At 40.9% G+C, this 26,449-nt stretch carries 25 protein-coding genes; 6 read left to right on the plus strand and 19 right to left on the minus strand.

Annotated features, from left to right (window positions below):
• Nucleotides 1-483: 483 nt before the first annotated feature.
• Nucleotides 484-1,836 (plus strand): PhoH family protein, encoded by a 1,353-nt coding sequence (locus AAGR14_RS11275; protein ID WP_342644314.1) that lies wholly within the window; start codon nt 484-486, stop codon nt 1,834-1,836.
• On the opposite strand, the gene AAGR14_RS11280 is transcribed toward AAGR14_RS11275, so the two are convergent.
• Nucleotides 1,831-4,020 (minus strand): FUSC family membrane protein, encoded by a 2,190-nt coding sequence (locus AAGR14_RS11280; RefSeq protein ID WP_342644315.1) that lies wholly within the window; start codon nt 4,018-4,020, stop codon nt 1,831-1,833. The genes AAGR14_RS11275 and AAGR14_RS11280 overlap by 6 nt on opposite strands.
• A 160-nt stretch (nt 4,021-4,180) precedes the next feature.
• Here AAGR14_RS11280 and AAGR14_RS11285 point away from each other — a divergent pair, with 160 nt between their 5' ends.
• Both AAGR14_RS11285 and AAGR14_RS11290 read left to right on the plus strand, forming a co-directional pair.
• Nucleotides 4,181-6,781, plus strand: coding sequence for a phosphoenolpyruvate carboxylase (locus AAGR14_RS11285; RefSeq protein WP_342644316.1), 2,601 nt, complete (start codon nt 4,181-4,183; stop codon nt 6,779-6,781).
• Between the two features lie 108 nt (nt 6,782-6,889).
• Complete coding sequence (locus tag AAGR14_RS11290; RefSeq protein WP_342644317.1) at nt 6,890-7,423, plus strand: DUF4142 domain-containing protein; 534 nt, start codon at nt 6,890-6,892, stop codon at nt 7,421-7,423.
• A 189-nt stretch (nt 7,424-7,612) separates the two neighbouring features.
• Here the strand turns inward: AAGR14_RS11290 and AAGR14_RS11295 are convergent, their stop codons facing one another.
• The 15 genes from AAGR14_RS11295 to AAGR14_RS11365 all read right to left on the minus strand — a co-directional run bounded on the left by AAGR14_RS11295 (nt 7,613) and on the right by AAGR14_RS11365 (nt 24,279).
• Nucleotides 7,613-8,179, minus strand: a complete 567-nt coding sequence (locus AAGR14_RS11295) for a hypothetical protein (protein WP_342644318.1) — start codon at nt 8,177-8,179, stop codon at nt 7,613-7,615.
• A gap of 258 nt (nt 8,180-8,437) precedes the next feature.
• Complete coding sequence (locus AAGR14_RS11300; RefSeq protein ID WP_342644319.1) at nt 8,438-9,691, minus strand: hypothetical protein; 1,254 nt, start codon at nt 9,689-9,691, stop codon at nt 8,438-8,440.
• 8 nt (nt 9,692-9,699) lie between these two features.
• Nucleotides 9,700-10,824 carry a tetratricopeptide repeat protein gene (locus tag AAGR14_RS11305; RefSeq protein ID WP_342644320.1) on the minus strand — a complete coding sequence of 375 codons (1,125 nt, stop codon included), beginning with the start codon at nt 10,822-10,824 and terminating at the stop codon, nt 9,700-9,702.
• A 2-nt stretch (nt 10,825-10,826) separates the two neighbouring features.
• A complete protein-coding gene (gene gyrA / locus AAGR14_RS11310) occupies nt 10,827-13,400 on the minus strand; it encodes a DNA gyrase subunit A (RefSeq protein ID WP_342644321.1) in 2,574 nt (857 codons plus the stop codon).
• Between the two features lie 169 nt (nt 13,401-13,569).
• Entirely contained in the window at nt 13,570-13,971 is a 402-nt protein-coding gene (locus tag AAGR14_RS11315) for a hypothetical protein (protein WP_342644322.1), read from the minus strand.
• Between the two features lie 34 nt (nt 13,972-14,005).
• The gene (gene hemF / locus AAGR14_RS11320; RefSeq protein ID WP_342644323.1) at nt 14,006-14,917 is read right to left on the minus strand and encodes an oxygen-dependent coproporphyrinogen oxidase; all 912 of its coding nucleotides are present in this window, start codon (nt 14,915-14,917) and stop codon (nt 14,006-14,008) included.
• A 25-nt stretch (nt 14,918-14,942) separates the two neighbouring features.
• The gene (locus AAGR14_RS11325) at nt 14,943-16,244 is read right to left on the minus strand and encodes an MFS transporter (protein ID WP_342644324.1); all 1,302 of its coding nucleotides are present in this window, start codon (nt 16,242-16,244) and stop codon (nt 14,943-14,945) included.
• Between the two features lie 100 nt (nt 16,245-16,344).
• Nucleotides 16,345-16,542 (minus strand): cold-shock protein, encoded by a 198-nt coding sequence (locus AAGR14_RS11330; RefSeq protein WP_342644325.1) that lies wholly within the window; start codon nt 16,540-16,542, stop codon nt 16,345-16,347.
• A 218-nt stretch (nt 16,543-16,760) separates the two neighbouring features.
• The gene (locus tag AAGR14_RS11335; protein WP_342644326.1) at nt 16,761-18,947 is read right to left on the minus strand and encodes a bifunctional alpha,alpha-trehalose-phosphate synthase (UDP-forming)/trehalose-phosphatase; all 2,187 of its coding nucleotides are present in this window, start codon (nt 18,945-18,947) and stop codon (nt 16,761-16,763) included.
• 133 nt (nt 18,948-19,080) lie between these two features.
• Complete coding sequence (locus AAGR14_RS11340; protein ID WP_342644327.1) at nt 19,081-19,584, minus strand: hypothetical protein; 504 nt, start codon at nt 19,582-19,584, stop codon at nt 19,081-19,083.
• 233 nt (nt 19,585-19,817) lie between these two features.
• Nucleotides 19,818-20,564 carry a menaquinone biosynthesis protein gene (locus tag AAGR14_RS11345; RefSeq protein WP_342644328.1) on the minus strand — a complete coding sequence of 249 codons (747 nt, stop codon included), beginning with the start codon at nt 20,562-20,564 and terminating at the stop codon, nt 19,818-19,820.
• 9 nt (nt 20,565-20,573) lie between these two features.
• Nucleotides 20,574-21,194, minus strand: coding sequence for a histidine phosphatase family protein (locus AAGR14_RS11350; RefSeq protein WP_342644329.1), 621 nt, complete (start codon nt 21,192-21,194; stop codon nt 20,574-20,576).
• 3 nt (nt 21,195-21,197) lie between these two features.
• Entirely contained in the window at nt 21,198-22,391 is a 1,194-nt protein-coding gene (gene mqnE / locus AAGR14_RS11355) for an aminofutalosine synthase MqnE (protein ID WP_342644330.1), read from the minus strand.
• A gap of 202 nt (nt 22,392-22,593) precedes the next feature.
• Nucleotides 22,594-23,697: a S1C family serine protease gene (locus AAGR14_RS11360; protein WP_342644331.1), complete on the minus strand. Its 1,104-nt coding sequence runs from the start codon at nt 23,695-23,697 to the stop codon at nt 22,594-22,596.
• Nucleotides 23,698-23,709: 12 nt separating this feature from the next.
• Complete coding sequence (locus tag AAGR14_RS11365; RefSeq protein WP_342644332.1) at nt 23,710-24,279, minus strand: sigma-70 family RNA polymerase sigma factor; 570 nt, start codon at nt 24,277-24,279, stop codon at nt 23,710-23,712.
• 121 nt (nt 24,280-24,400) lie between these two features.
• Here AAGR14_RS11365 and AAGR14_RS11370 point away from each other — a divergent pair, with 121 nt between their 5' ends.
• From AAGR14_RS11370 to AAGR14_RS11380, 3 genes are all read left to right on the plus strand, one after another.
• Nucleotides 24,401-24,589, plus strand: coding sequence for a hypothetical protein (locus AAGR14_RS11370; protein WP_342644333.1), 189 nt, complete (start codon nt 24,401-24,403; stop codon nt 24,587-24,589).
• Nucleotides 24,590-24,610: 21 nt separating this feature from the next.
• The gene (locus AAGR14_RS11375) at nt 24,611-24,895 is read left to right on the plus strand and encodes a hypothetical protein (protein ID WP_342644334.1); all 285 of its coding nucleotides are present in this window, start codon (nt 24,611-24,613) and stop codon (nt 24,893-24,895) included.
• 119 nt (nt 24,896-25,014) lie between these two features.
• Entirely contained in the window at nt 25,015-25,227 is a 213-nt protein-coding gene (locus tag AAGR14_RS11380; protein WP_342644335.1) for a hypothetical protein, read from the plus strand.
• A 60-nt stretch (nt 25,228-25,287) separates the two neighbouring features.
• Here the strand turns inward: AAGR14_RS11380 and AAGR14_RS11385 are convergent, their stop codons facing one another.
• The 3 genes from AAGR14_RS11385 to AAGR14_RS11395 form a co-directional block, all read right to left on the minus strand.
• Entirely contained in the window at nt 25,288-25,602 is a 315-nt protein-coding gene (locus tag AAGR14_RS11385; protein ID WP_342644336.1) for a hypothetical protein, read from the minus strand.
• 136 nt (nt 25,603-25,738) lie between these two features.
• Entirely contained in the window at nt 25,739-26,203 is a 465-nt protein-coding gene (locus tag AAGR14_RS11390; RefSeq protein WP_342644337.1) for a PA2169 family four-helix-bundle protein, read from the minus strand.
• A 41-nt stretch (nt 26,204-26,244) separates the two neighbouring features.
• Nucleotides 26,245-26,424, minus strand: a complete 180-nt coding sequence (locus AAGR14_RS11395) for a hypothetical protein (protein WP_342644338.1) — start codon at nt 26,422-26,424, stop codon at nt 26,245-26,247.
• Nucleotides 26,425-26,449 lie beyond the last annotated feature (25 nt).

The raw sequence follows: 26,449 nt of genomic DNA on the forward strand, positions 1-26,449 counted from the left end.
GTGTAGGCTGCTATCTTAGTATTATTAAGAACGACGTACATTGACAGCCTTGAGTAACGGAAAATGAATCGGGCGAATCTTCGGAAGAGCTAAAGATCATGGGAAGTCTCTAATGCCATTCAGAAAGCAGATGCAAATGCGAAAGTTTTTGTAGCTAATGGATGAGGTTAAAAAGGGTATTACTAAAAAACAGTTTACACCGTACTTTACGGAGAACAGTGAAAATTAAACAGTAATGACCATTGCAAGGGTGATAATTAAACCAACGCGAGTTGTGTGTAGTTATACTAAAAAAGCGGGTCGGTTAATGACATCAATCGTACTTAATGCTTTTAAAGTCGGCTATGGCTGGAGTTAAAAGTTAAGAAAACGGAAGTAGAAGCGTAAATGTGGACACTTCCGTTTTTGTTTTTTAAAGCTATTCGTAGTATTTCTGCCGGTTTAATTTCCCCCGAAGTTTAAAATCTTTAATTTTACTTCTGCATGGGCAAAGAGGTAAAAAGTAAGTCAGCAACAGTTCAACAAAAAATATTTGTATTAGATACATCCGTAATCTTGTATGATCATAATGCTTTCGAAAATTTTCAGGAGCATGATGTTACCATACCAATACAAGTACTCGAAGAGCTTGATAACATGAAAACCGGTAACGATACGCGCAACTTTGAGGCACGCGGATTTATCAGGCTTATGGACAATTACTCTCAAAACCATGTTTTAACGGAGTGGCTGCCGCTTAAACGAAAAAATATCGGGCGTTTTAAGGTCATTGTAGATAAACGGCTACCGGATAGCGATGCCGAAACTATTTTTGGTAACGACAAAATAGACCACCGTATACTCAACGCCGCCCTGGCTCTTCAGCAAGATAACCCGGAAAAGAAAGTTGTTTTGGTTTCGAAGGATATTTGCCTGCGTTTAAAAGCCAAGGCGCTTAATCTCCACGCCGAGGATTATGAAACCGGTAAAGTAAAAAACCTGGAGGAGTTGTATACAGGCTTTGGCGATGTAGCTAAAGTAACCGAAAAATTATTAAATCAGCTTAATAAGCAAGTGCTGCCTATTGAGGAATTTAAAATACCGCCGCCTACAGGTAATTTATTTATTAAATTACATAGTAAAAATGGCGTGGTACCTGCATTCTACAACCTGCAAACGACACAAGTTGAAAAGATAGCTGAGCAAACGGCATTTAATATTTATCCTAAAAGTATAGAGCAAACTTTTGCTTTGCATGCCTTGCTTAACCCGGCTGTTAAATTAATTACTATACAGGGCAATGCCGGTACCGGCAAAACGCTGTTGGCTTTAGCCAGCGCTTTAGAGCAGCGAAAAAACTACAGGCAAATATTTGTTACCCGGCCTACCATCCCTTTAGGTAATAAAGATATCGGCTTTTTGCCGGGTGATGCCAAATCAAAAATAGACCCTTATATGTCGCCTATATGGGATAACCTGAAATTTTTGAAAGACCAGTTTGCGGGCGACGAAAAAATGCAGCATAAAATTGACGAACTGCTGGCTACCGATAAAATATCGATTACACCACTGGCCTTTATACGCGGCCGTACACTAAGTAAAATATTCTTTATTGTTGATGAAGCGCAAAACCTCACACCACACGAGGTAAAGACGATCATATCAAGAGCTGGAGAACACAGCAAGGTAATTTTTGCTGGCGATATTTACCAGATAGATACCCCTTACCTGGATGCCGAAAGTAACGGCTTGTCGTACCTGATTGACAAAGCACGGCACCATCCGCTTTATGCTCATATCACCTTACAAAAAGGGGAGCGCAGTGAACTGGCCAACCTGGCTAACGAGTTATTATAAAAACCGGTCAACCAGTTTAGCAATGTCCATAGTTATTTTATGGATAAAGCCCAACTGTTCGTTCAGCAACCTTTGGTCAGCCGTTAGCTCCGTGCTGGCTGCGCCTTCCATAACTGGTTTGTCGGGCGTAAGTTCAGGCGGTGTTCCGCCAAGCTTTCGGGCAGCATCATTTAGTGCGTTGATACTCCTGCGCACCAACTTTAAGTTTTCATGGCGGGAACGATGCATATCTTTCCCTGATACGCTCGAGGCCAGCGTGGCAGTGTAAGACGATAAAATATGATTAAGTACCACAAAGCGGTGTACCTCTTTACTGCGGTGCTGCTTGTTTTTTGGTTCAGAAGCCATGCGCTCGAACATGGCCGATAAGTTGGCCGATTTGATATAAACTTCTTTCCTGGCCAGTTTATATTCGGTTACATCAACTGTAATGCCGCTAATATTATCTGCAATTTTTATTAAGTAACCCGCATTAGCTTCTAAAACCTCATATAAGCTTTGTTTAAGCTGTTCAGACTCCCAGGAAGGGAATATTAAGTAGTTGGCGCTAAACGCTATTATAGAGCCTATAAACGTATCTATAATACGCTCTTCGGCAATACCTACATGACCAACACCCAAAAACTTGAACATGATTATCACATAGGGCGTCATCAGTATAATAGCTACGATGTAATTGGTGCGGATAAAGCTGTAAGCACCAACCATAAAAACAGCCAGAATTATAAACTGAACGGTGTTGTTGTGTACAAACGTGAGCACGGCTATACCAATAATACCGCCGACAATAGTACCTACCAAACGCTGCACATTACGCTGTTTAGACAAGCTGAATGCCGGTTTTAAAATTACAATGATGGTTAGGATTACCCAGTAGCTATGTGATCCAAAAGCCACGTTCCGCCCGGTTATATGGCTAACTATGTGCAGTAGGCCTAAGCTTTTGGTAATTATAAAACCAAACAGACAAACTAATGCTACACGCAGTGCAAATCTAAACGTTGAAGATTTAAACGTTAGATTGTCTAACAAAACCCGGGGTGAATAATCCTGCCTTGCAACAAATCGATCATAAACCACTTGGTGTGGATTTTTAATTAACCGCTGATTTTTAGCTGAGCGCAGCTTATGGTATCTGTAAATGTTGCCTATCTTTTGGTTAAGGTCGCGTAAGTTAATAAGCACTTTTTTAAGTACCATATTGCTTCCGGTTTGCTCAGATGTACCCACGGCATCTATCTTTGCCTTAAGTTCTTCCAGGTCTTTTTCAAAATTAGCAGTGGAATGATAGGAGGTATTGGATAGCACTGCGTAGCCTATGCTGTCCAGTTCGTCGCCCATGCGGTGCAGTAAACGGCCAACATCTTCGAGTACGCCGGTTTTATCAAATTGCTCGCGCATGTGATTATAATCATAATGCGTAGCCATAATCTGCTCAAACAGATCCACCAGATCAATAAACGTAAGCACCAGCATCCGGCTATAATTAGTTGACTCGCGCACCACCACACGGCTTTTAAAAAGCATTTCGCGCAAAGCGTCCTGATGTTGGCTTACCAAAACTTGCTTTGATACCAGCTTGCGGTAGTTTTCTTCAATATCAGTTTGAGGTAGGTAAAAGTCTGCTTTAATACGCAAAAAGTCGACGATATCGTTTATGTTTTCGCCCAGGGCCTGTTGCGCCGCACGAAAAGGGCGAATGCCGAAGAACAGCATACTCATCAGCATGTACCAAACACCTCCGCTCAGCATAATCATACTGTTTTGTATAACCTCTGTTTGTGGAACGGGCTTGTCCATCGTAAATATAAGCGCCAGTAGTCCGGCCGAGCCGATGGAGCCAGCGCGGTTACCGTATACTACTAAAATCGAAAATAAAAACGCCAAAAAAGTAACTTCGGCGCCCAATGCCCAAAGGTTATATCTGGCAAAGCCGGTAACTATAGCCACTAATAGCATTACTGCGTTACCAATAAGCATAGCATTGCGCTTGTGCAATGGCGGACCAGGATTATCAATCGTTGTCATGCAGGCCGCACCTAAAGATAAAGTGAGGCCGGTTTGAAACATATTCAACTGCGCAAAAATGAGTGCAGGCGCTAATAAACCAGCGCTAATGCGCAACCCATCAGAAAAATACTGGCTAAAGAAGAAACTTTTTATTTCGCGGGTTTGGTCAGACATTAATTCGCAGCAACTATTAAGGCAAATATATAAACCTACTTTAAAGTAGTTAAAGGTTATGCAATAACTATAAATTGCAATGTAAGTTTGATAATTAAAAGTAATGCGGTAATTTATGCCCGTTTAATAAACAATGCTCTGCTCTAATTGCTCATAAACTATGTCTGCAACTTCAACCACCACACAGCGCGAAACTGTGTTTAGTCAGGAAGTGATTACCCGCTTCGAGCTGTACAACAGCCTTTTCTTAACACTGCCATTCTACCAGGTAAAAGATACCGGTATTTTGCTACCCTTTTTCAGTTCGCATTGCGAAAAGGGTGTTGCGCAGCTTAAATCGCCGGTAGAAATTATCGAGTCGTTTTTTGCCGAAAGAGTGCCCGGCGTTGATGAACACGAGCAGATTAATCGCTTGTTCCGCTTTATACAATATATCGAAAGGCAAGTCGTGTTGTTTGATGCTATCGAAGACTCATCATTCAGTAAATTATTTCGTCCGGATGATAGCGGCTCTTTGCAGGGGCTTTTACAACAGGCCGCCAGCAGTGATGAATCTTTCGAGAAGATTGCAGAAAAGCTTAAAAATTTTTCACTTCGTTTAGTATTAACTGCTCATCCAACGCAGTTTTACCCAAGTTCGGTGTTAGGAATTATGACCGATTTAATTGATGCGTTAAAAACCAACGACATCAATACAGTTAACGTTTTACTGCAGCAGTTAGGCAAAACTCCGTTTTTCAACAAAACGTCGCCTACACCGGTCGATGAAGCTATCAACCTGATCTGGTTTTTAGAAAATGTGTTTTACTACGCCCTGGCCAACATTCAAACCCGCTTAAACCACGAATTTGGTATTGATACACTAACACACCCTATTTTCGAGCTCGGCTTTTGGCCAGGCGGCGACCGCGATGGCAACCCTAACGTTAAAACAGAATCTACTAAAACAGTTGCTGCTACACTTAGGCAAATTATATTCAGGTGCTATTATCGTGATTACCGCCTCTTGAAACGCCGTGTTACTTTTAGAGGGGTTGAAGAGCCCATGAATAAGTTAGGGCAACTTTTTTATAACAATGCTTTTAACCCTCAACCTAATACAGGGAATTTACAAGGCGAAATGCTGCGCTTATTGGGAGACATTACGGCAACCTTGGAGAAAGATCATGATGGCATATTTACCGACTTGGTAGAAGACCTAACTCTAAAAGTAAACCTTTACGGATGTTATTTTGCATCGCTAGATATCAGGCAGGATAGCCGTGTATTGCGGTCGGTTTTTTTACATGGTTTACAACAACCCGAGTTAAACAACGGTTTACCCGGAGAAGGCTACGACCAATTAAGTGAGGACGAAAAACTAAAACTGATTAGTTTTAACGAAGTAGATTACCCTTGTGAAGATAACTCAGCTAGCGGCAACGGCGACCCTATGATCTTGGATACGCTTTGTACCATCAGGCTGATGAAAACTATCCAAGAGCATAACGGCGAAAAAGCATGTCACCGTTTCATTATTAGCAATTGTCAGCAAGCATCAGATATTCTTCAACTGATGAATTTGTTCTTGTGGTGTGGTTGGAATAAAGATTCGCTAACTATTGATTTTATGCCTCTTTTTGAGACAGTTAACGATTTAAAGCATGCCGCCGGAGTAATGGAAAAACTCTATACTCATCCGTTTTATAAAGAGCACCTGGCTAAACGGGGTAACAAACAAATGATTATGCTTGGCTTTTCGGATAGTACTAAAGATGGAGGCTACCTAATGGCCAACTGGTCTATCTACCAGGCTAAGGTTGAATTAACGGCAATCACCAATAAGTACGACATTGAATTGGCATTTTTTGATGGGAGAGGAGGTCCACCGGCAAGGGGTGGAGGTAAAACTCATCGTTTTTACGCCGCGATGGGTAAAGAGATTGCCAACAACCATATACAACTAACTATTCAGGGGCAAACGGTTAGTTCGCAATACGGATCCATTGAAACTGCCAAATACAATATTGAGCAATTGGTAAACGCCGGTATTGCCTCAGCGCTACATCCAAATCATCGGGATCTGCTCGACGAAAACCACAAAGGCCTAATTTCGAATATGGCTGATGAAAGTTTTGATAAATTTATGGCTTTGCGTAAGCATCCTTTATTTACTGAGTATTTGGAAAATATGAGCCCGTTGAAGCTGTTGTCAAACATCAACATTAGCAGCAGGCCAACCAAACGTAACGCAGGCGCACCGTTAAAACTAGAAGACTTGCGTGCCATTAGCTTTGTAACATCCTGGAGCCAGTTAAAACAAAATGTTCCTGGTTTTTACGGCGTGGGCTCAGCTTTGCAAAAAGCAAAAAACTCGGGTCAGTGGCAAGAAGTTGTAGACTTATATAAGTCATCAGGCTTTTTTAAAACCATGATTGATAATTGCATGATGTCGATGTCAAAATCAGACTTCCGTATCACCGCGCATTTAGAGCATGATGAACATTACAGTGCTTTTTGGCTAATGCTTAAAAACGAATACGATTTAACTAAAAGTTTGTTACTGCAACTAACCGGCAACGAAGAATTGATGCAGGAATATCCGGTTGAAAAGCGATCTATAGGGATGCGAGAGCGTATTGTATTGCCGCTGGTAGTGATACAGCATTATGCGTTGCAAAAGCTTAAAACGGCCGAAACTGATGAATTAAAAGCAGCCTATAGCAAGTTGGTTATTCGTACGGTTTATGGTATTGTTAATGCCGGCCGTAATCTGGCTTAGTGCCAGGGTATTTATTGATTAAAGCGCCTAAATAAAGAACAAGGTTGAAACCAGTTTTATAGTTTGTTGTTAAACTTATAAATCTGCAAACCTACATCTGTTTTAGACATGAAAAAACTACTTTATTTAGGCGCCATTACCTTATCTTTAATTTCGGCAACGGCTTGTAACGACAATCGGAAAGCTAAAAACTATAATGAGAAAACGCTTGTAGATGATATGGCTTTGTCGTTCATCAAAAAAGCCAACGAAGCTGGGCTGGCTGAAATTAAGGCAGCTACCTTAGCTAAAAGTAAGTCACAGAACCCTAAAGTTGTGGGTTTTGCCAACATGATGATTACAGATCATACTGCCGCCGGCAAAGAATTACAGCAGATAGCAGATAAAAAATACGTAGCTCACGAAGACGATGTAATTAGTCAGGACCATCAAATGATGATTGATAGCTTAAGTAAACTGAACGGCCCACAGTTTGACAAAGCCTATATGACGATGATGGTTACTGATCATGCTAAAGTAGTTGCATTATTTAGCGATATGACCCGCAATACCAGCAAAACAATTAACAACTATGTGGCTAAATATCTGCCTAAATTACAAGAGCATTTAAACTCGGCCAAGTCAATAAACGCCTCGTTATAATTAAACAGATTTTAATTATAACATCTTTGAAAACGAGTTAATTGGTAAGCCCATTAACTCGTTTTTTATATGACTACATCAGAGAATGGTATAAGCCATTAAATAAACAACGGCAATCTCTCTCGTCTTTCGGGCTGCAATTTAACTGGATGTGCTCAGGGCATGAATCCAGCTCAAAGACATAAAACTTTATCCCCGGGGTTTGAATATTGATGACCGGTTTCGAAAAGGTTTAAAGTAATAGGAAGCCGATAATCCAAAAAAGGTATTAGAAAAAGCTGTCGTGCGTCCGCTGTAATAAAACTGCCCAAAGTTGACATTGAGATGCAGGCGTTCCGTAGCGCTATATTCAATTCCAGAGGTAAGCTCAGTTAAAAAATTATTTTGTGCAGCAAATACATAACCGACACCGACAGTGATGGTGTTAGTGAAACGCCCTTGCTGAAAAACATTTAAATTTGGTCTGATCTCCAGGTAAATAGACGTATCACGACCATGTGCAGGCTCAAGAGTTGTTTTGCCAATATCTATCCCTAAGCTAAAAACGTCCCATTGTTTACCAGCTTCGAGGGACAGGTTTGATTTACCGGCCAAAGTGCCGGCTGTATTAGTTAAGCTGTAATATAGTTGTAGGTAAGTTTGCGGTTGTACTTTAACGCTATCTTTTTTGCTGTCGCCCTTTTGTGCATGAGCAACAACTGATGTGATTAAAAGGCAACAACTGGTAATACTCAACTTAAGTAAATATCGAAACATGCACAATTATAGTGCTTTAGAGATTAATACCGCGCTTGTATGCTTAAAAACATCGCATTAAATCAAACCGCTAAAATCATTTTTAGACAGATAAGTTTTGAAGCTGACGAAATATTAAAACTTTATCTTGTGATCATGAACATTGTACGCGTTAACCAACCCTGATAATACCGATAAACAATATTCTTATAATTAACATTATGTTAAGTAATATACTTAAAAGTAAAGCGGCTCACCTATTAATGAGCCGCTTGGTTATTATTGAAGTGTATCCATCTTCTTTTTGATCTCTGCAGTTTTAACAGTATCTTTTTTAATAATGTAATAGTTACGCAAGTTACCCAAAGCACTTGCAGATTTTGGATCAAGTTCTACGGCTTTGTCTAAGTAAGGTTTTGCTTTGTCAGCAGCGGCATTTACTTTAGCCATTAAAGCTTTAAACTCTGCTTGCTTACTCATTGGTAACTTGTTAGCGGTGTTATAGTCATCAACTGCCGAAGTCATTAAGGTGTAACCCATATTAAGGTTGGCATCAAAATAATTCGGATCGATTTCGACAGCTTTACCATAAGCAGCAGTAGCTTTTGCAGTGGCTTCGTCTCTTGCCTTCAAAGCAGCAGTTTTGGTGGCAGCATCTTTAGCGGCTTTCGCAGCTTTATCTTTAGCATCAGCAATTTTACCGTACGCTACACCCGAGTAAAAATATAATGTTTTATTTTTAGGGTCATTAGCAATGGCAGCCTCAATTTTGTCTACAAATTCTGCTTGTTTACCTTGCTGTAAAGCAATTTCCACTTCGCGGCCGCGTAGAGTGGCATTGTTTGGAAACTTGCCAACTCCTTCAGATACAACGTTTAAAGCACCGGTGGTATCCTTGCTCATCAAATATAAGTTTGACAAGTCAGCATAGATATCTGCACGACGGCTATAGTTGGTTGTCACGAGCTTCTTATAATTGTTGATGGCCACCGGAATATTTTTGGCGTTTACAGCCGCTAAACCTGTGTAATAGATCGCAGTAGTATCTTCAGGGTAAGCGCTTCTGTAAAAATCGAAAGCTTTGTAAGCTTGCTCATAATTTTTACCCTGAAACTCTTTCACGCCCCTATTTAATTGATGATAAGCCAAATACTGGTTGGCTGCGTCAGTCAACTTTTTGTATTCGCCTTTCGTGTCAAGCTCTTTCGCTTTTTTCATAGCCTCCAACGATGTGTTATAAAGCGGTGTCGAGGTAGTGGCCACGGTGTCGTTGTAAGCTAAAGCCCCGTAAATAGCGCTTTTTAAAGCAAAAGTTTGAGCCATGGCACCGGTTTTAGAATCGGCAGAGGCTTTGTCAATCGATGTTTTTGCAGTGTTAATGCTGGTACCAGCCATGCTTGCCATAGCTTTGTTTTGGCGAAATGTTTCATACTTGTCGTACTCTGTTTGCGCCGTGTTAAGCTCAGATTTTTGTGCAAAAACCGTAGCCGAAAACAGGCTTAAGGTACCTGCTATCAAAAATTTAATTTTCATAGATTTATCTAATTAGTGAACTGTTGCAAATTATAATTTATCTTGTTTAGTTGGTCGTCGTTTCCGTTTTTAGTATAAACCAATTGCAAAAGCTTTAAAAGCCTAACGTTTTTTGGAGACATTTCATATGCCTTTTGTAGCCATAAGCCAGCTCGCGATAAATTTTTATCTGCCTCTGCTTTATTTTTATTATTGGCGCTTTGCTTCATGTAAAGCAGTCCCAAGTTAAACACAGGCTCGTAAGCGGTGCTGTTTAATTCATTGGCGCGCAGGTATAAAGACTCTGCCCTATCGTATTTTTCCAAATGATCATAGCAGTTAGCCGCTATGTAAAACACGTTGGCGTCCGTGTTATAAGCATCTATCAAATCCTTTAATAACGGCTCTAATTCTTTATAATTGTTTTGATTATTATAAATGTTAGCCTCTTCGAGCAGCAAACCTTTGTCCGCCGGTAATAAGCGTCTTCCCTTTTTGAGCACGTCTAACGCTTCGGAGGTATCCCCCATCGTCTTATAGATGTTGGTAGCAGCCAGCACATATTCTGCCTTAACGCTATCTGCGGTTAACAATGTATTGTAATACTTTACAGCTTCCTGCAAACGTCCGGCACGGGCATTAGCATAAGCAATGTAAGTGTTAATTTGGCCAAATTTGGGTGCATACCGCTGGGCCTTTTCAAAATTGACAACAGCGTTGTTAAAATTAAGGTGACGCAGATCATCAAACCCATTCCGGATGAAAACGTTGGCCAGGCAACGTTTAGAGAAATTGAGTTCGGTTTGATAACGGTAGATTTTTTTGTTCTTAGACATGCGGTCTATCAAATCCACCGTCTTCGAAAAAAAGTCGGGCGGGTTGCCTAACTTGTTGGTAGAATCAATGTAGGCTATGCTTGAGTAAACGATGGATTTGTAAATATTTTTATCCAGATTGGATGAGTCTTTACGCGTTTTAATCAGGCTGTCTACCGATTTTTTGGCATTGCTTAAGTACTTGAGTTCGCCTTTTTGGCGATAGTAAGCTAGATTGTTTACCACAACCTTAAGGGCTTCGGTTTGCCCGAACGCCAAAGGAGCGGTAAACAATCCTAATAAAACCAGAATGATGATTTTACGGCTTAATAGCTTCATTTTTATTCATTTTCGGCATCGTCCGGTGCATTGTTGGCCGGGCTGTCTGTGTCTTCTTCGCCTACGTCACTTCCGTTGGTTTCCAAACTGCTTTCAATTGCTTGTTCCAGTTCTTCCTCCTCGCTATGCTCAATCTTGGCTACTGAAGCAATTTCATCATTCCCTTTAAATGATATCAGCCTCACTCCTTGCGTTGCACGTCCCATCACACGTAATTGGTTCATCGCAATACGAATGATGATACCCGAACGGTTGATAATCATTAAATCGTCCGTATCAGTAACGTCTTTTATCGCAACAAGTTTGCCGGTTTTTTCAGTTACGCTAATGGTTTTTACACCTTTACCGCCACGGTTAGTTACCCGGTAGTCTTCAATGTCCGTACGTTTTCCGTATCCTTTTTCAGATACCACCAAAACGGTAGTTTCTGCATCGTTAATTGCAATCATGCCCACTACGGCATCATTATCGTCTTCGAGTGTAATACCGCGAACACCAGTTGCGGTACGGCCCATCGGTCTAACTGTAGCTTCGTTAAAACGAATAGCCCGGCCAGATTTTAATGCCATTACAATCTCGCTGGTACCTGTGGTTAATGTAGCCTCTAACAAAGTATCACCGTCATTAATATTTATGGCGTTGATACCATTAGCGCGCGGACGAGAATAAGCCTCAAGCGAGGTTTTCTTGATCGTACCTTTACTGGTACACATGATGATGAAGTTATTTTCCAGATACTCCTGATCTTTCAGATTCTTCACCTTAATGTACGCCCTGATCTTTTCTTCTTTCGGAATATTAATGATGTTTTGTATCGCACGACCTTTCGATGTACGGGTACCCTCGGGTATTTCAAACACCCGAAGCCAAAAACAACGACCGGCCTCGGTAAAGAACAGCATATAATTGTGGTTAGAAGCCACCAACAAGTGTTCAATAAAGTCTTCGTCGCGGCTGTTACTTCCCAACGCACCTTTACCACCTCTGCCCTGTCTACGATATTCAGTCAAAGGTGTACGTTTGATGTAACCCTCGTGCGAGATAGTAATGACCACTTCTTCATCCTCGATAAAGTCCTCTGTCATCATTTCGGCACTCGAGTGAACCATTTCAGTTTTACGCTCGTCGCCGTATTTTTCTTTAATCTCGAGTAGCTCTTCTTTGATGATCTGCATCTGCAATGCCGGATCGGCCAATATCGATTTTAAATAATCGATAGTTTTCATCAACTCGGCGTATTCATCTTTAATTTTATCGCGCTCCAGTCCGGTTAAACGGCGCAATGTCATGTCTAAAATGGCACGTGCCTGTATTTCGCTCAAGCCAAACTGTGTCATTAAGCCATCACGTGCATCTTCAGGCGTACTCGATGCACGAATCAAACGAATCACTTCATCCAGGTGATCTAAAGCAATCAGCAAGCCTTCGAGGATGTGCGCACGCTTTTCGGCCTCGGCCAAATCATAACGGGTACGTCTCACAACCACCTCCTGCCTGTGCTCCACAAAATGGTGAATGAGGTCTTTTAGGTTAAGCAGCATCGGGCGGCCTTTTACCAGCGCAATGTTGTTTACACTAAAAGAAGTTTGCAGGGAGGTGTATTTGTATAAGTTATTAAGAACGATAGCTGCATTGGCATCGCGTTTAACCTCATACACTACGCGGATACCCTCGCGGTTAGATTCATCGCGAATAGTAGATATACCTTCGATTTTCTTTTCGTTCACCAATTCGGCGGTGCGCTCAATCATGTGCGCCTTGTTTACCTGGTAAGGTATTTCGGTAACTATGATGCGCTCGCGGTCGTGGTTAAACGTTTCTATTTCGGCACGGGCACGCAACACGATACGGCCACGGCCGGTTTCAAAAGCATCTTTGGCACCTTCGTAACCATAAATGATACCACCGGTCGGAAAATCAGGACCTTTAATGAAGTTCATTAATTCCGGTACCTCAATATCGCGGTTATCAATCAATGCCGTGGTGGCATCAATTACCTCGGTTAAATTGTGTGGCGCCATATTGGTGGCCATACCTACAGCAATACCCGAAGCACCGTTAACTAACAAGTTTGGTATTTTGGCCGGCATTACGCTCGGCTCTTCCAGCGAATCGTCAAAGTTAAGCTGATAATCAATAGTGTCTTTATTGATATCAGCCATCATTTCTTCGGCTATTTTTTGCAGACGGGCCTCGGTATAACGCATAGCCGCAGGGCTGTCGCCATCAATAGAACCATAGTTACCCTGACCATCTACCAGCGGATAGCGCAGGCTCCAATCCTGGGCCATACGTACCATGGTGTCGTAAACAGATGAGTCGCCGTGCGGGTGATATTTACCCAACACCTCTCCCACAATACGGGCTGACTTTTTAAACGGCTTGCCGCTGGCTAAACCCAAATCGAGCATACCAAAAAGCACGCGTCTGTGTACCGGTTTTAAACCGTCACGTACATCGGGTAAGGCCCGGCCAACAATAACCGACATTGAATAATCAATGTAGGCTGACCGCATTTCTTCATCAATGTTTATAGGAATGATTCTGTCTTCGTTCTGTGAATTATCTTCAGCCATTTGAAATTTTATGTAAGAAAAATTTGCTCAATGTTTTTAGGTTGATGTGCAAAAACTGACCTGCGAAGATACAAAATTTACCTTAAAATGTCAGACTATTTACCAACATTAAGGGTATAGTACATGTTATGTGACGCTTCGCCAACACAAAATAATTCAAAATTTTAAGTTATTTTACACGTACCCAGTACTCTTCTACCTGCATGCCGGTGGGTAGTTTGCCTTTTAAAATTAGGGTGTCTTTACGCCTGCTTAACTGGTATAGTACAGGCTTGTTAGTGAGTTTAGACGGTTGCATACTGTAGGTTTCAGTTTCGGTATACTTACTGCCCGAAAGTACATATTTTCCCGACTGATATTTTTCGGGCTTGCTTCCGGACGCCAGTAAGTATGCGTTAAAACCCTGGTCGGTATAAACCCGTTGTAGCAGGTAACCCTCAGTGCTTCCTTCGGGCTTGCCATTATATATACCGCCGGCAAACCGCCATTTACCTTTTAATTGCGGCGACGGATTAATGAAGGCCAACATCGCAAGCAAGCTGCATAAGGCAGGTACAATTATTTTTTTCATGAAGTAATTTATTGGATTGGTAATGAACGATATACTAAGCCCAGCTGATTCCTTTTTTCAGTAAATCTAATGTTTTTTGTTCGTCGCTGCCTGGCTCTGGCTGGTAGTTGTAAAGCCATTGGGCTGTAGGCGGCAAACTCATTAAGATAGACTCAATACGGCCATTGGTTTCCAGCCCAAATTTAGTGCCGGCATCGTAAACTAAATTAAACTCGGCATAACGGCTACGGCGCTGATATTGCCATTGTTGTTGCTGTTCGTTATACGGTTTGTGCCGGCTGCGGTTAACCAGTTCGGTGTAAACGGGTGCAAAAGTACGGCCAACAGATTTAGAAAACTCAAAAATATCCTCCCAACTGATGTCATCGCTGGCTGTTAAGCGATCATAAAAAATACCGCCTATGCCGCGTGTCTCGTTGCGATGCTTGATAAAAAAGTAATCATCAGCCCATGTTTTAAAACGATGATGAAAGTCGGGGTGATATTGATCACAAACAGATTTTAAACTGCCGTGAAAAAAGCGGGCATCATCTTCAAACACATAATGAGGTGTTAAATCAATCCCGCCGCCAAACCAACGCAGAGGCTTACCATCCTTGATAGCCGAAGGCATCTCGAAATAACGTATATTCATGTGGATGATGGGCACCATGGGATGGTTTGGGTGCATTACGATAGATACGCCTGCGGCAAAAAAGTCATCTTGCTCAACCTTAAGTCCGCGTTTAACAGAGTCGGGTAATTTACCATGCACAGCCGAAAAGTTTACACCGCCCTTTTCTAAAATATTGCCGTTTTGGATTACGCGCGTACGACCGCCACCACCTCCTTCGCGGTTCCAGATTTCTTCCACAAACGATGATTGCCCGTCCAGTTGCTCAAGCGCCGAGCAAATCTCGTCTTGTATTTGTTTATACTCTTCCGCTATTTGTTCTTTACTGATCATGGCGCAAAAATGCAAAAAATGAATTTTAACGGGACCTATTCATTTCAGATGTTATACCTGCAGGTGTAACATCTCTGTCATCTTCCATATAGTTTAAGTCTTTGCCAAAAGTTTCTTTCAATTGGCTAAGTGCGAACAACCCGATAAAGGTCACAATAGCCATCATTACGTAGGCACTGGTGATAATGCTATGCTGATCTCCGCGAGAATTAAAGAATTTGATAAAAAATTCGAAACTTAGGTGAATAGGAATAAGTGAGCCACGCACAAAGTTAGGGACCGTGGTAGTAACCGTAGCCCTAATATTGGTGCCAAACTGCTCAGATGCTATAGTTACAAATGTAGCCCAATAGCCTATGCAGAAACCAATAAACAAGGTAATAATTACAAAACGGCCACGCGTTATGCCGTAAGAGTTAAGGTAAACAACTACACTTACTACAGAAAGCAACTGAAAAATCAGCATAGTCAATCGTCTGGACTTAGTTACTTGTGCAAGCAAACCGGCAAACATATCGCCAACCGAAAGACCAATGTAAGTGTACATTACCCCGGTGCCGGCACTTAACACTTCGGGAGCACCTAACTGCTTACCGATCTCGGGTGCCTGGGTAATTAAGATACCAACTACAAACCATAGCGGGGTACCAATTAATATACAATATAGGTATTTAAGAAAACGCTGTTTATTGGTAAACAACATTAAAAAATTCCCTTTAGAAACTGAGCTTTCTTCGGCCTGTTTAAACATTCCCGATTCAAATGTACCAACGCGCAGTAACAGTAGCAGCAAGCCCAATCCGCCACCAATGAAGTAAGCACGCTGCCAGCCGTACTGTGCTACAGTGGCTGCTGCTGCCGCACCGAGCAAGCCTACAACTGCCACCAGCATAGTACCATAACCCCGGTTTTCTTTGCTCATGGTTTCGCTTACCAGGGTTATACCAGCGCCAAGTTCGCCGGCAAGACCAATGCCGGCAATTAAACGTACAATGGCGTAGGTGTTGTAATCTGTAGCAAAGCCGTTGGCAAAGTTGGCCAGAGAATATAATAATATGGAACCGAACAAAACCTTAATACGACCAAATTTATCACCAATTACGCCCCATATAATACCACCAACCAGTAAGCCAAACATCTGCATATTCAGGATGAATTCTCCTTTTGTACGCATATCGGCATCGCTTACACCAACATCATGAAGACTTTTAATTCTTACGATTGAAAAAATAAGGAGATCATAGATATCAACGAAGTAGCCCAGGGATGCTACCAAAACCAGAAATATGATGCTTTTGTTGTTTTTGACTACAGCGGTATCAGTCATGATGCAGAATCGGTAATTATATTAATTAGCCTGCAATATAAAATTTTGGGCATAAAAAAACCCCTGCAAGGCAGAGGTTTTAATTATTGATTTATAACGGTCATACTTTTTTTACTTTAACAGCTTGTAAGCCTTTACGACCCTCTTCTACATCATATTGTACAGTGTCGTTATCTTTAATGGCATTTACGCCGCCTTCAACATCTTTAAAGTGTACAAAAAGGTCTTTACCATCTTCGGTAATAATAAAACCAAATCCTTTTTGAGTGTTAAACCATTTTACTTTCCCGGTTTTCATAATTTTAATAATATAGTTTATAAGCGATTGATAATCTTGGCCAAATTGAGGAGGTTAGACATCAATTTGGAAAGTTAATACCAAATTAAATAATTTATTTTAATAACAAAACTATTGTGTATCACTATATTATTTCAAGAAATGCCATCAATGCCGATTTAATGCTACACCTCGTTTGCGGATTTATGAAAAACCATTCGTTTAATCACGCAATCGGATCAGGCCGGAACACTTTCGCCCAAAGACGTTAATAGCCCACGAACCTCGGTTGGGTTACGAACATAAAATTTAGCCAGTGATGCTCCGGTACCAACTTTAATAGTAATAGCGTTGTCCGGCAATGCTCTAAATAAATCCTCGTCGGTAAAATCATCACCCAGGGCCATAACAAAATCATAATCGCCTTGCTCAACCAAACTTAAGGCTGCCTTCCCTTTATTAATCTCCATATTTTTCACCTCAACCACTTTATCACCAGGCAGTAATTGTAAGCCTTTGTCTGTTGCCAAAAATTTTAGCGTATTCATCAGCTCATTGGCGCGCAATTCGCCCAAACCAGATTCGGCTTTGCGATAATGCCACACTAAAGAATAGGTCTTTTCTTCGATGAACGATCCCGGCGTACGATCGACATACTTTTCAAAAATACTGTACAGATCTTTTTTCCATGAGGTGGACAGGCCGTTAATCTTGTGCCATTCCATATATTGTTGTTTGAACCAAGCCCCATGTTCGGCTACCAGGTAAATATTTTTATCGCCAAACCAATCCCCTAAATTTTCATGTTTTCTTCCGCTGATGATGACCAACTGGTTATGTGGGTCTGCAGAGAGTTGCGTTAACAGGTGGTACAATTCTGCATCGGGCGACGCCTGATTAACGTTGGCTTTAAAGCCAACCAAGGTGCCATCGTAATCTAAAAAAATAATACGTTTACTGGTGCTTCTGTATCGGTTTATGATAGACTTGGCTGTGGCAGAGTGTACATGTCTTGTTTGCATTGAACGTTGCATTAATTTCACTTCATACAACCTCTCCATAAATAACTGTACCCAATGCCTTACGTTAAACTTAGCCACTAATTGCCGCATTTGAGTCATCCGTCTTTGCTGTTCGGCAAGCGGCATGTCCAATGCTTCAATTATTGCATCTTTAACCTGTGTAACATTGTTAGGGTTAACTACCAAAGCATCAATAAGTTCTTTTGATGCACCTGCCATTTCGCTTAATATCAGCACGCCATCATTATCGGTTCGGCTGGCTACATACTCTTTACTAACCAGGTTCATGCCATCGCGCATGGGGTTTACCAGGCATACTTCTGCTGTGCTGTACAGGGCTGAGAGCATTTCTATAGGCAAAGAACGATAATAATATGTAATTGGCGTCCAGTCGATGGTACGGTATCGGGCGTTGATATTACCCACTTTCTTATCGATTTGGTCGCGTAGATGAGCATAAGATGCTACTGTATCGCGCGATGGAACAACCACCATATAAAGCGTTACTTTACCTATATAATCGGGATGATCGTTTAATAATAACTCGAACGCCTGCAAGCGTTGCAAAATACCCTTACTGTAATCAAGGCGGTCGACCGACAGGATAATTTTATTGTTTTTAAAGATATCGCGGATTTGCAGTGCCTGTTCTTTAACATCATCAGTTTGCGGCAGCCCTGCATATTTTCGGTCATCAATACCCATCGGAAACGATTCCACCACAACGGTACGGTCTCCATTTAGAATGACATTGGAAGATATATGTACCGGCAGCAAGCGCGACACAGAGCTTAAAAAATGCCGTACATCATCAAAGGTATGAAAGCCAATTAAATCAGCCCCCAGCATACCTTCTAAAAGCTCATTTCGCCAAGGGATAAGTCTGAACATCTCGTGAGAGGGGAACGGAATGTGCAGAAAAAATCCTATCGAGACATCGGCCCTTACCTGCCTGATAAGCGCAGGCAATAACAACAATTGATAATCGTGTATCCAAACTGTATCGCCATCTTCCAAATTTTCTAAAATGACGTCTTTAAATTTTTCGTTTACGCTTTTATAATACTCCCAATGCGAGGGATTGTACGTAGTATAGGTAGATGCATAATAGTGAAATACAGGCCAAAGCACATCGTTAGAAAAACCCTCGTAAAACTCGCTGATGTCTTCCTGAGTCAGGTAAACAGGTAACAGGCTTAGTTCTTTAAGTTCTTTAGTTACTTGCTGGGTTTTTTCCGGCTCAATCACTTGGCCCGGCCACCCTATCCAAATATTACCATCTTGTTTATAGACCGTTCCCAGTCCGGTAGCCAAGCCACCTTCGCTTGGTACTAATTCATAATTGTTGTCTGTTTCTTTTATCTTAACCGGTAATCTGTTAGATACAATAATTGTTTTCGGCATATATAAACACGTTGGTTGGTAATTATAAAACCGAAAAAGCAGATGTTGTTTTAACAAATAAGTTGTACAGCTTGTATTAAACAAAAAAGCCGCACCCAAAGGTGCGGCCTAAAACCAAATTAACCAGTGTTTATTAGTTTTTTGAAAGTACTTCAACAGCAGATGTAGGGCTGATGCGTAATGTAGCCTCTTTATCGGCTTTATAGATAGTTAATAGGTAAACTTCGTCATCATTAACATTAGATGCTGCCAAACGGGTTAAAGGTGATGTTGGCGTTTCAGCATACTGAAAGCGGATTAATTCTTTAACATGGAAGCCTTCGTACTCGCGCGCAATTTGTTTTTTTGCGTGATTTGGTAAAACGTTGTAAGTTACAGTTTCTGTATGGCCGATGTATTTACCGTTAGTATCGTAATAAGCTGACATTTTAAGGTTATCAACAGTAAAATCAACTTTTTCAAAGTTTTCATTTACAGTCCAGTTTGTTTCTTTGGCATCAACAAACTCAGACTCAAACTGACGCAAAACAAAATAAGGAACTTTGTTTACATCATCAGATTTTTTACCGCCATCAGCAGCAAAAGTGTTTAAACTAAAAACTGCAAATAAGGCGCTCAGTAATGCTATCTTTTTCATAATGTTTGTTTTTTTTTATTTCTAATCTTAAATCTGCAACAAATTTACAGCACAAATATGAAAATGATAAACAATTTTGAATTTTTATAATAATTTCATAAAATAATGGTTTGAAATTTATGTTTTTAAAATTTAACCGATTACACCCACTTATAAATAACAAATTGCTAATGGATTTCGGAATAAGCAATAAACTTGTCATTAAAACATCAAACAAGTTGAATATTTAGCAATCAATTGAGCTTTTTTATATAATCCAAAAATAAAAAAAGTGCTTCTTTCTTTTTATCGGTAAGCGGATAATCTATTTTATGTGTTAAATAATCTTTTATATCAAAGTCTTCGCGCATAGGCATGTCTTTAAACAAGTCTTCACGATGATCAAGCCCATATTGTAGTGACTGATTTAGCTTATCAATAAAAGCCTGCGGAATCGGCTTATTTGCTATCCAGGCAGCAAAGGTGAAAGGTAAACCGGTAAACTTAGTCCACTCCGATGCCAGATCGTATATATAAGGATAACTATCAGCTTTTCCGAAGGTGCGGTCGCCTATTTGCACAAAAGCTGTTTTTACATCTGACGATTGACCATAATCAACGGCGTTGGTTATCAACTGCGGGTTGAGCTTCCAGTAATTTTGCAAAAGCACGCGTGCCAGGTTATTTGACGAGCGCGACTGCGGATCTAATTGTAACCTTTCAACCTCATTGATGGGGCAGTTACTAAAAATAAACACGGAATTTACAGCGCCTACAGCACCTATGCAATAATCAGAAACTAAGTGCCACTCAGGTAAACTTAAAGTAGCCGCTACAGGAATCAGGCCTATATCAGCTTCGTCGTCAATTAATTTTTGTGCACAGTCAGCAGGTATATCCAGACTTAAATCTATTTGATTAATGATATCTGTATGCTGTAAACCGTATAAAAAAGGTTTAGTGTTAGTGTAACTAACAGCTGATATACGTATTTTTTTCAAAGAAGTAGCTTAATGAATTTTTAAATGGATGGCGTTGTTAAATTCAGCTATCGTAAACTGCTCACCATCGAACGTAACTTTGTATAAAACGAGGTTTTGATGCGGAAAATCATCCATGTGTTTTAAAGATTTACCGGTAAGCAAACACAAAAACAGCCGCATGGCGCGGCCATGCATGCAAATAAGCACGTTTTTTTCTTCCGGATGACTCATGATCGTCTTGAGTGCCTGCTCCTGCCGTTGCTTTACCTCATTTGGACTTTCGCCGCCCTCAAACTTTGCATCCAGGTTGCCCGAGGTCCACTCACGCATAATTTTTAAAAATGCGGATTTTGTTTCGGGAGTACTGGGTTGCCCTTCATATTTACCCCAGGCTAACTCATCCAGGCCCGAAAGTTTTTCAAAGGGTAAACCTGCATCAATAAACTGCTGAACACTTTGCTGCGTACGCTTAAGCTCCGAAATGTAAATTTTATCAAATGGGATGTGCTTGTAGGCGTTATAAAATAACCCAGCCTGCTGGCAGCCTTCACTGTTAAGTTCAGTGTTCATCCCGCGGCCTTGTACAATCCCCTGTTTATTTAAATCGGTTTGCCCGTGGCGTACGATATATAGTGTTTTTTCTGTCATTGTTTAATTGATAACCGGCAGCTTGTAAAATTGAGGCTTGGTTTCTTCGGCAAACTGATATTCTGAGTAATCGGTAACAACGTTGTAGAGCGTATCACGCTCAATTGGATGACGGCCCACTTGTTTAATTAACTCCACCAATTGTTTAGTGCTCATACCCGGATGCTGTTCTTCGGCACCGGCCATGGAGTAGATCTTGGTCGTATCATCAAGGGTACCATCAATATCATCCACACCAAAGTTTAATGATAGTTGCGCGGTTGTACGGCTTATCATAGCCCAGTAAGCTTTGATATGGTCAAAATTGTCTAGGTAAATGCGGGCAACGGCATAATTGCGCAAATCCTCAATAACAGAAGACTCTGCAACGTTTGACATTTGATTGTCTTTGTTACGGAACTTTAATGGTATAAAGGTCTGGAATCCTCCTGTCCGGTCCTGTAACTGGCGCAGCTGCTCCATATGGTCTACCCGGTGGCGGTATTCTTCGATATGCCCGTATAGCATAGTCGCGTTAGAGCGCATACCTAATCTATGCCATTCTTCGTGTATCTGCAGCCACTGGTCGCCTGTACATTTATCCTTCGCAATCTGCTCGCGTATTTCCGGATGAAAAATTTCGGCACCACCGCCCGGCATTGATTCCAACCCGGCTTCTTTCATTAACCGCATACCGGTGGCATAGTCAACTTTTGCTTTTTTAAAGATGTAATGATATTCAACCGGTGTTAATGCTTTAACGTGCAAGTCAGGACGGTGAGCTTTGATAGCACTAAACAGCTGCTGATAAAAAGGCATATCATACTGGGGCAAAACACCACCTACAATATGCACTTCGGTTACCGGCTCATTATCGTATTTTTTGACGATGTCGAGCATTTCATCCATTGTGTACTCCCACCCTTCCGAACGCTGTTTAATTAAGCGCGAGTAAGAACAAAATTTGCAATCGTATACACAAAGGTTTGTAGGCTCGATATGAAAATTACGGTTAAAATAAGTTTTATCGCCATGGCGTTTCTCGCGCACGTAATTGGCTAATATACCTAAATACCCTAATTCGCCTTTTTGATATAGTGTTACTCCCTCATCGAAGGTAATACGCTCATGGTTAAGTACTTTTTGAGCTATATGTTTAAGATCGTCAGCTAAACGGTCATCCTGGAGCAGCACTGAGAGTTGTTGTTCAGCATCCATGTTTAAAGTAGAATTATTGGGCAAAGGTAACAATTAAGGCACTTATGCATATCACTTGTTTGTAACATTGTTTCTGTGGTGGTACGCAAGTTTCCTGATTGCGCATTGCATAATGTTTACCACTGTGGTGTTACGTAACGCCATAAAACAACAAAGGCCTTTTCTTTCGAAAAAGCCTTTGCAGGGTAAATTTTACAGCATATCAGTTGTATACTTTTACCATAAATATATAGTCGTGTATTTTATTAAACTGCTGAGCCTGAGTTAAACCGTTCAAACTGCTTTTATTGTTTAATATAATCTTATTATCGGTAGAATCTTTGGTAATCTCTTTAGCAACCCGGAAAAGGTATTTTGATTTAATGGCGTAAGCAGCACCTTCGGCCTGGCTTTGCTTACCGCTTATAACACCAATAATGTTGCCTTTGGCATCAAGCACCGGGCCACCGCTATTACCTGGATTAACAGGTAACGATACCTGATAAGCAACAGTATCGCCGTTTAATCCGTTAGCCGAGCTCAGGTAACCCCTGCCTAAAACCAACGAATCGGTAGGAAAGCCAGCGGTATATAGATCCTCGCCTACATCGCTTCTCGAACGACGGAAACTGTATGGTAAATTATTAAATTTAGAAAAAGACGCGTCGTCAATTTTAAGCACCGCAATGTCATATGCCGGCTCAGTGTAAATTACTTTTGTGCGATAGGCATCGCCGGCAGCATTTTGCACATAAACCGAATCAGCGTTTCTAACTACATGGTAGTTGGTTACGATGTAGCCATTTGCTGTTAAGGCAAAGCCGGAGCCTGCAAAAGAGCCATTATTGATAATACGCTTGCTTGATTTAATATCGTGAAGGATCGCTTTGTTGTTGCGCTCTGCGTTTTCGGCAGTGCGTTTAATACTCTGCATTTCGCGGCGCAGGGCAACATAGCTTGTTGTACTTTTATTTAAACTACCGGTAAGATATAATGTAGCTACCACAGCAAACAAGGCGATAGAAGCAGCCACCGAAATTTTAGAATGGTGGTTGCGCCATAATTTAACTACCCAGTTTGGATGGATGGTTAACTCTTCAGTTAGCGTATGTACATCTATTTCCTGGTGTATTGCATTCAGGCGGTTTTCAAGGTCCACGCGTTTGCCATACTGCTTTATTAAGCCTGTGAAATGAGCATGTTCTTTAATGCGGCTTTCAATAGCAGCGTTATCCTGGCGCATTGCCTCAAAACGTTCCCTTTCTTCGGCGCTCATTTCGCCGTTTAGGTAACGTTCTATCAATTCAATCAGTTGGTGGTCACTCATTCTTACTTCCTTTTAATTTTGCTGAAAAAATAGTTTTTTCAGCCTTTGCAGGCATTTGTATTTTTGAGTTTTAGCATTGTCAGCATTAGTATAACCAAAACGTTCACAGATATCCTGCATCGAATGGTTGTGAATGTAAAAGTCCTCTATAATGGTTTTGCAGGGTTCGCCCAACAACTGTAACGCAGCTCCCATTTTTTCAAATTGAATGTCGCGCTCAGTATGTAAGTCTCCGTCTTCTTCAACCGGCAGGTGTTCTTCAAAATCTCTAATATCTCCGCCATACCTACTTAGTTGCGTAAGCCGCTTAAGCCATAACTTACGGCAAACCGAATACAAAAAAGTTTTTAGCTTGCTGCTCAGCTCAAACTTTCCGCTTTTTACCTTATTGTAAAGAACGATAATGGCCTCCTGATATACATCTTTTGCATCATCAGCCGTACCATTATTATTGATGACCAGTTGTAACACCATCGGGAAATAGCCCACATACAAACGCTTCAAAATTACATCCGAGTCGTTAAGTATGCCGAATACCACTTCGCTATCTGTTGGTGCTGAACTGTTTACTGCTTTACTCACTACTTAATACTGTTTTTGCTAAATTGTAACCCATTGTTCATAAAAAAAAATTTAAAGCAAATAAGTTAGGGTTACTTTTTTAGTTGCGGCGGATTAACATAAAAACTTAATCACTGCAAAAATGAAAAACTTATTTAAACTTCTGATGCTTACATTGGTAGTAAGCGGCTTTACAGCTTGCTACAGCGGTACACCTAAAGGCAAACTCGACTCGGTAGCCGCTAACCCATCTGACACCGGAACATCTACTAGTGTTGACACCCTGCCTAAAACGGCTGATACTACAAAAACTGATACAATAAAAAAATAAATTTCAGATCACTTACACATTATGAAGCCTCTATTTAAAATGACCATGGTACTGGCTGTAGCAGCCAGCGCATTAATAGCTTGTGACGGTAACGGGAAAAAAAACGAGGGAGATTCGACTAAAGTTGATTCATCAGTTTCAGTAAATTCAAGTGTTGATACTACGATCAAAACCGATACTGCTTCAAAAGTTGATACCACAGGCTTGGGCGACAGCGCAACCGTTGCTCCGGCAAGCAGCGATACAGTAAGCCGTACTGTTACTAAAAAAACAGTTGTTAAAAAAACGGTAACTAAAAAGCAGTAATACTGAGGCTTTTGCAGCAGTGAAAACTTATTTTGAATTTTTTTTAAAATAAGTGGGTTACCTTTTAAGGTTACCGGTATTAAAGAGAAACTATTAATCACTTATTAAAAGAAATTAAAATGAAAAACGCTTTCAAATTCGGCTTCTTAGCTTTAGCTATCTCTGCATCTATGGTTGCTTGTAAAGGTTCTGGTTCTTCAACTACAACTGATTCAACTGCTGATTCAACTGCAACTGTTGATACTGCAGCTAAAATGGATACTGCATCTAAAATGGACTCTGCAGCTAAAATGGATACTGCATCTAAAATGGATACTACTAAAAAAATGTAATTCCTGCTATAAGCAAATAGAAAACCCCGTTCATTTCGAGCGGGGTTTTTTATTTGCTTATTATTTTTTAGTAGAATCTTTTTTAGCGGTATCTGCGGCTGCAGCTGGCGTTGGAGCTGCGGCAGCGGCAGGTGCAGTCATAGTTGTACGTGCGCTCGCTTTACCTTTCGGAATGGAGGTTCCTCCTGTAGCAGAATAATCTAACAGAGTTGCACCACCGGTTGAAGTCTCTGTTTTTGAGGTATCGTGATTTGACGGTACATCATAAGGATTTTTTACAGAGTCAACGGCGTCTTTGCTGGCGTTACCGGAGTTGCAAGCTCCTAACAGAGATGCGCTGCCCGCAAGTGCCATTATTAAAATAACTTTTTTCATTAATGTGTTTTTAGATGTTAAACTAACAGAGATAGGCTTTATCTTAATTTTTGCGCCAATATACAAATAACACCGCGTTTGGTTAAGCAAAAAAGCACACCACTATGGGTGTGCTTTTCATTAAAAACTATTTTAATTATGCTTTTTGACGCTCTTCGTCGCGCAAAGCCTTCACTTTGTCATGAGCAGCACGTAAAGTTACATTTTGCTCAGTAAGTATATCTTTAATGTAAGCCGGCAAGTGCTCTTCCTCCAATGCTGTTTTATAAGCTTTTTGAGTAGCGTCTTCGCCAAACTCACACTCTTCTAAAACACTTTTTTCACTGTTGCCGGTAAAAAACGCTTTTACGTTTAACCAGGTACGGTGTATGCCACCACTGTTTGAGGTAGTATTTTCGATATCTTTATGGTAGGTCTGTACTTCTGTAGCTAATGCCAGTTTAAACTTGTGGCTGTCGCCAATAAAGCTGGTAAACAGTTGCTTTAACTCAGCATCACCTTCCGGTGTATCTTTGATCGCTTTTTCATAACCTTGAATACGGTCATTATGTATTTTGATCAAATCGTTTAACGTTTCTACGGTTTGCTCTGTATTTTCCATGGTTTTGTTGTTATGATCGGATTGAAAATAATTTGTTACTCTTATACGTTATTGCTGCCACCGCCTCTAAACATCGAAAGGATCCACCAAATTAAGGCAACAACAATAACAATACCTATAATAGCAGTATAAGCGCCTGCTTTAAATATAGTGCCGATGGCCTCACAACTGCTTAAAGACATTACTAAGCCGATAAGCATTACATAATTTAATTTTTTCATAGTAGATGTATGTTTTTTGTAGATG

This window comes from Mucilaginibacter sp. CSA2-8R, assembly GCF_038806765.1.
Lineage (GTDB): Bacteria > Bacteroidota > Bacteroidia > Sphingobacteriales > Sphingobacteriaceae > Mucilaginibacter.

Excerpts from the sequence above, each read along its gene's own strand:
- AAGR14_RS11380 (WP_342644335.1), top strand. The coding sequence starts at position 25,015 with ATGAAAAACGCTTTCAAATTCGGCTTCTTAGCTTTAGCTATCTCTGCA.
- hemF (WP_342644323.1), bottom strand. The coding sequence starts at position 14,917 with ATGATCAGTAAAGAACAAATAGCGGAAGAGTATAAACAAATACAAGAC.
- AAGR14_RS11275 (WP_342644314.1), top strand. The coding sequence starts at position 484 with ATGGGCAAAGAGGTAAAAAGTAAGTCAGCAACAGTTCAACAAAAAATA.
- AAGR14_RS11295 (WP_342644318.1), bottom strand. The coding sequence starts at position 8,179 with ATGTTTCGATATTTACTTAAGTTGAGTATTACCAGTTGTTGCCTTTTA.
- gyrA (WP_342644321.1), bottom strand. The coding sequence starts at position 13,400 with ATGGCTGAAGATAATTCACAGAACGAAGACAGAATCATTCCTATAAAC.
- AAGR14_RS11340 (WP_342644327.1), bottom strand. The coding sequence starts at position 19,584 with ATGAAAAAGATAGCATTACTGAGCGCCTTATTTGCAGTTTTTAGTTTA.
- AAGR14_RS11360 (WP_342644331.1), bottom strand. The coding sequence starts at position 23,697 with ATGAGTGACCACCAACTGATTGAATTGATAGAACGTTACCTAAACGGC.
- AAGR14_RS11385 (WP_342644336.1), bottom strand. The coding sequence starts at position 25,602 with ATGAAAAAAGTTATTTTAATAATGGCACTTGCGGGCAGCGCATCTCTG.
- mqnE (WP_342644330.1), bottom strand. The coding sequence starts at position 22,391 with ATGGATGCTGAACAACAACTCTCAGTGCTGCTCCAGGATGACCGTTTA.
- AAGR14_RS11285 (WP_342644316.1), top strand. The coding sequence starts at position 4,181 with ATGTCTGCAACTTCAACCACCACACAGCGCGAAACTGTGTTTAGTCAG.
- AAGR14_RS11390 (WP_342644337.1), bottom strand. The coding sequence starts at position 26,203 with ATGGAAAATACAGAGCAAACCGTAGAAACGTTAAACGATTTGATCAAA.
- AAGR14_RS11300 (WP_342644319.1), bottom strand. The coding sequence starts at position 9,691 with ATGAAAATTAAATTTTTGATAGCAGGTACCTTAAGCCTGTTTTCGGCT.
- AAGR14_RS11375 (WP_342644334.1), top strand. The coding sequence starts at position 24,611 with ATGAAGCCTCTATTTAAAATGACCATGGTACTGGCTGTAGCAGCCAGC.
- AAGR14_RS11280 (WP_342644315.1), bottom strand. The coding sequence starts at position 4,020 with ATGTCTGACCAAACCCGCGAAATAAAAAGTTTCTTCTTTAGCCAGTAT.
- AAGR14_RS11350 (WP_342644329.1), bottom strand. The coding sequence starts at position 21,194 with ATGACAGAAAAAACACTATATATCGTACGCCACGGGCAAACCGATTTA.
- AAGR14_RS11395 (WP_342644338.1), bottom strand. The coding sequence starts at position 26,424 with ATGAAAAAATTAAATTATGTAATGCTTATCGGCTTAGTAATGTCTTTA.
- AAGR14_RS11305 (WP_342644320.1), bottom strand. The coding sequence starts at position 10,824 with ATGAAGCTATTAAGCCGTAAAATCATCATTCTGGTTTTATTAGGATTG.
- AAGR14_RS11290 (WP_342644317.1), top strand. The coding sequence starts at position 6,890 with ATGAAAAAACTACTTTATTTAGGCGCCATTACCTTATCTTTAATTTCG.
- AAGR14_RS11325 (WP_342644324.1), bottom strand. The coding sequence starts at position 16,244 with ATGACTGATACCGCTGTAGTCAAAAACAACAAAAGCATCATATTTCTG.
- AAGR14_RS11370 (WP_342644333.1), top strand. The coding sequence starts at position 24,401 with ATGAAAAACTTATTTAAACTTCTGATGCTTACATTGGTAGTAAGCGGC.
- AAGR14_RS11330 (WP_342644325.1), bottom strand. The coding sequence starts at position 16,542 with ATGAAAACCGGGAAAGTAAAATGGTTTAACACTCAAAAAGGATTTGGT.
- AAGR14_RS11315 (WP_342644322.1), bottom strand. The coding sequence starts at position 13,971 with ATGAAAAAAATAATTGTACCTGCCTTATGCAGCTTGCTTGCGATGTTG.
- AAGR14_RS11335 (WP_342644326.1), bottom strand. The coding sequence starts at position 18,947 with ATGCCGAAAACAATTATTGTATCTAACAGATTACCGGTTAAGATAAAA.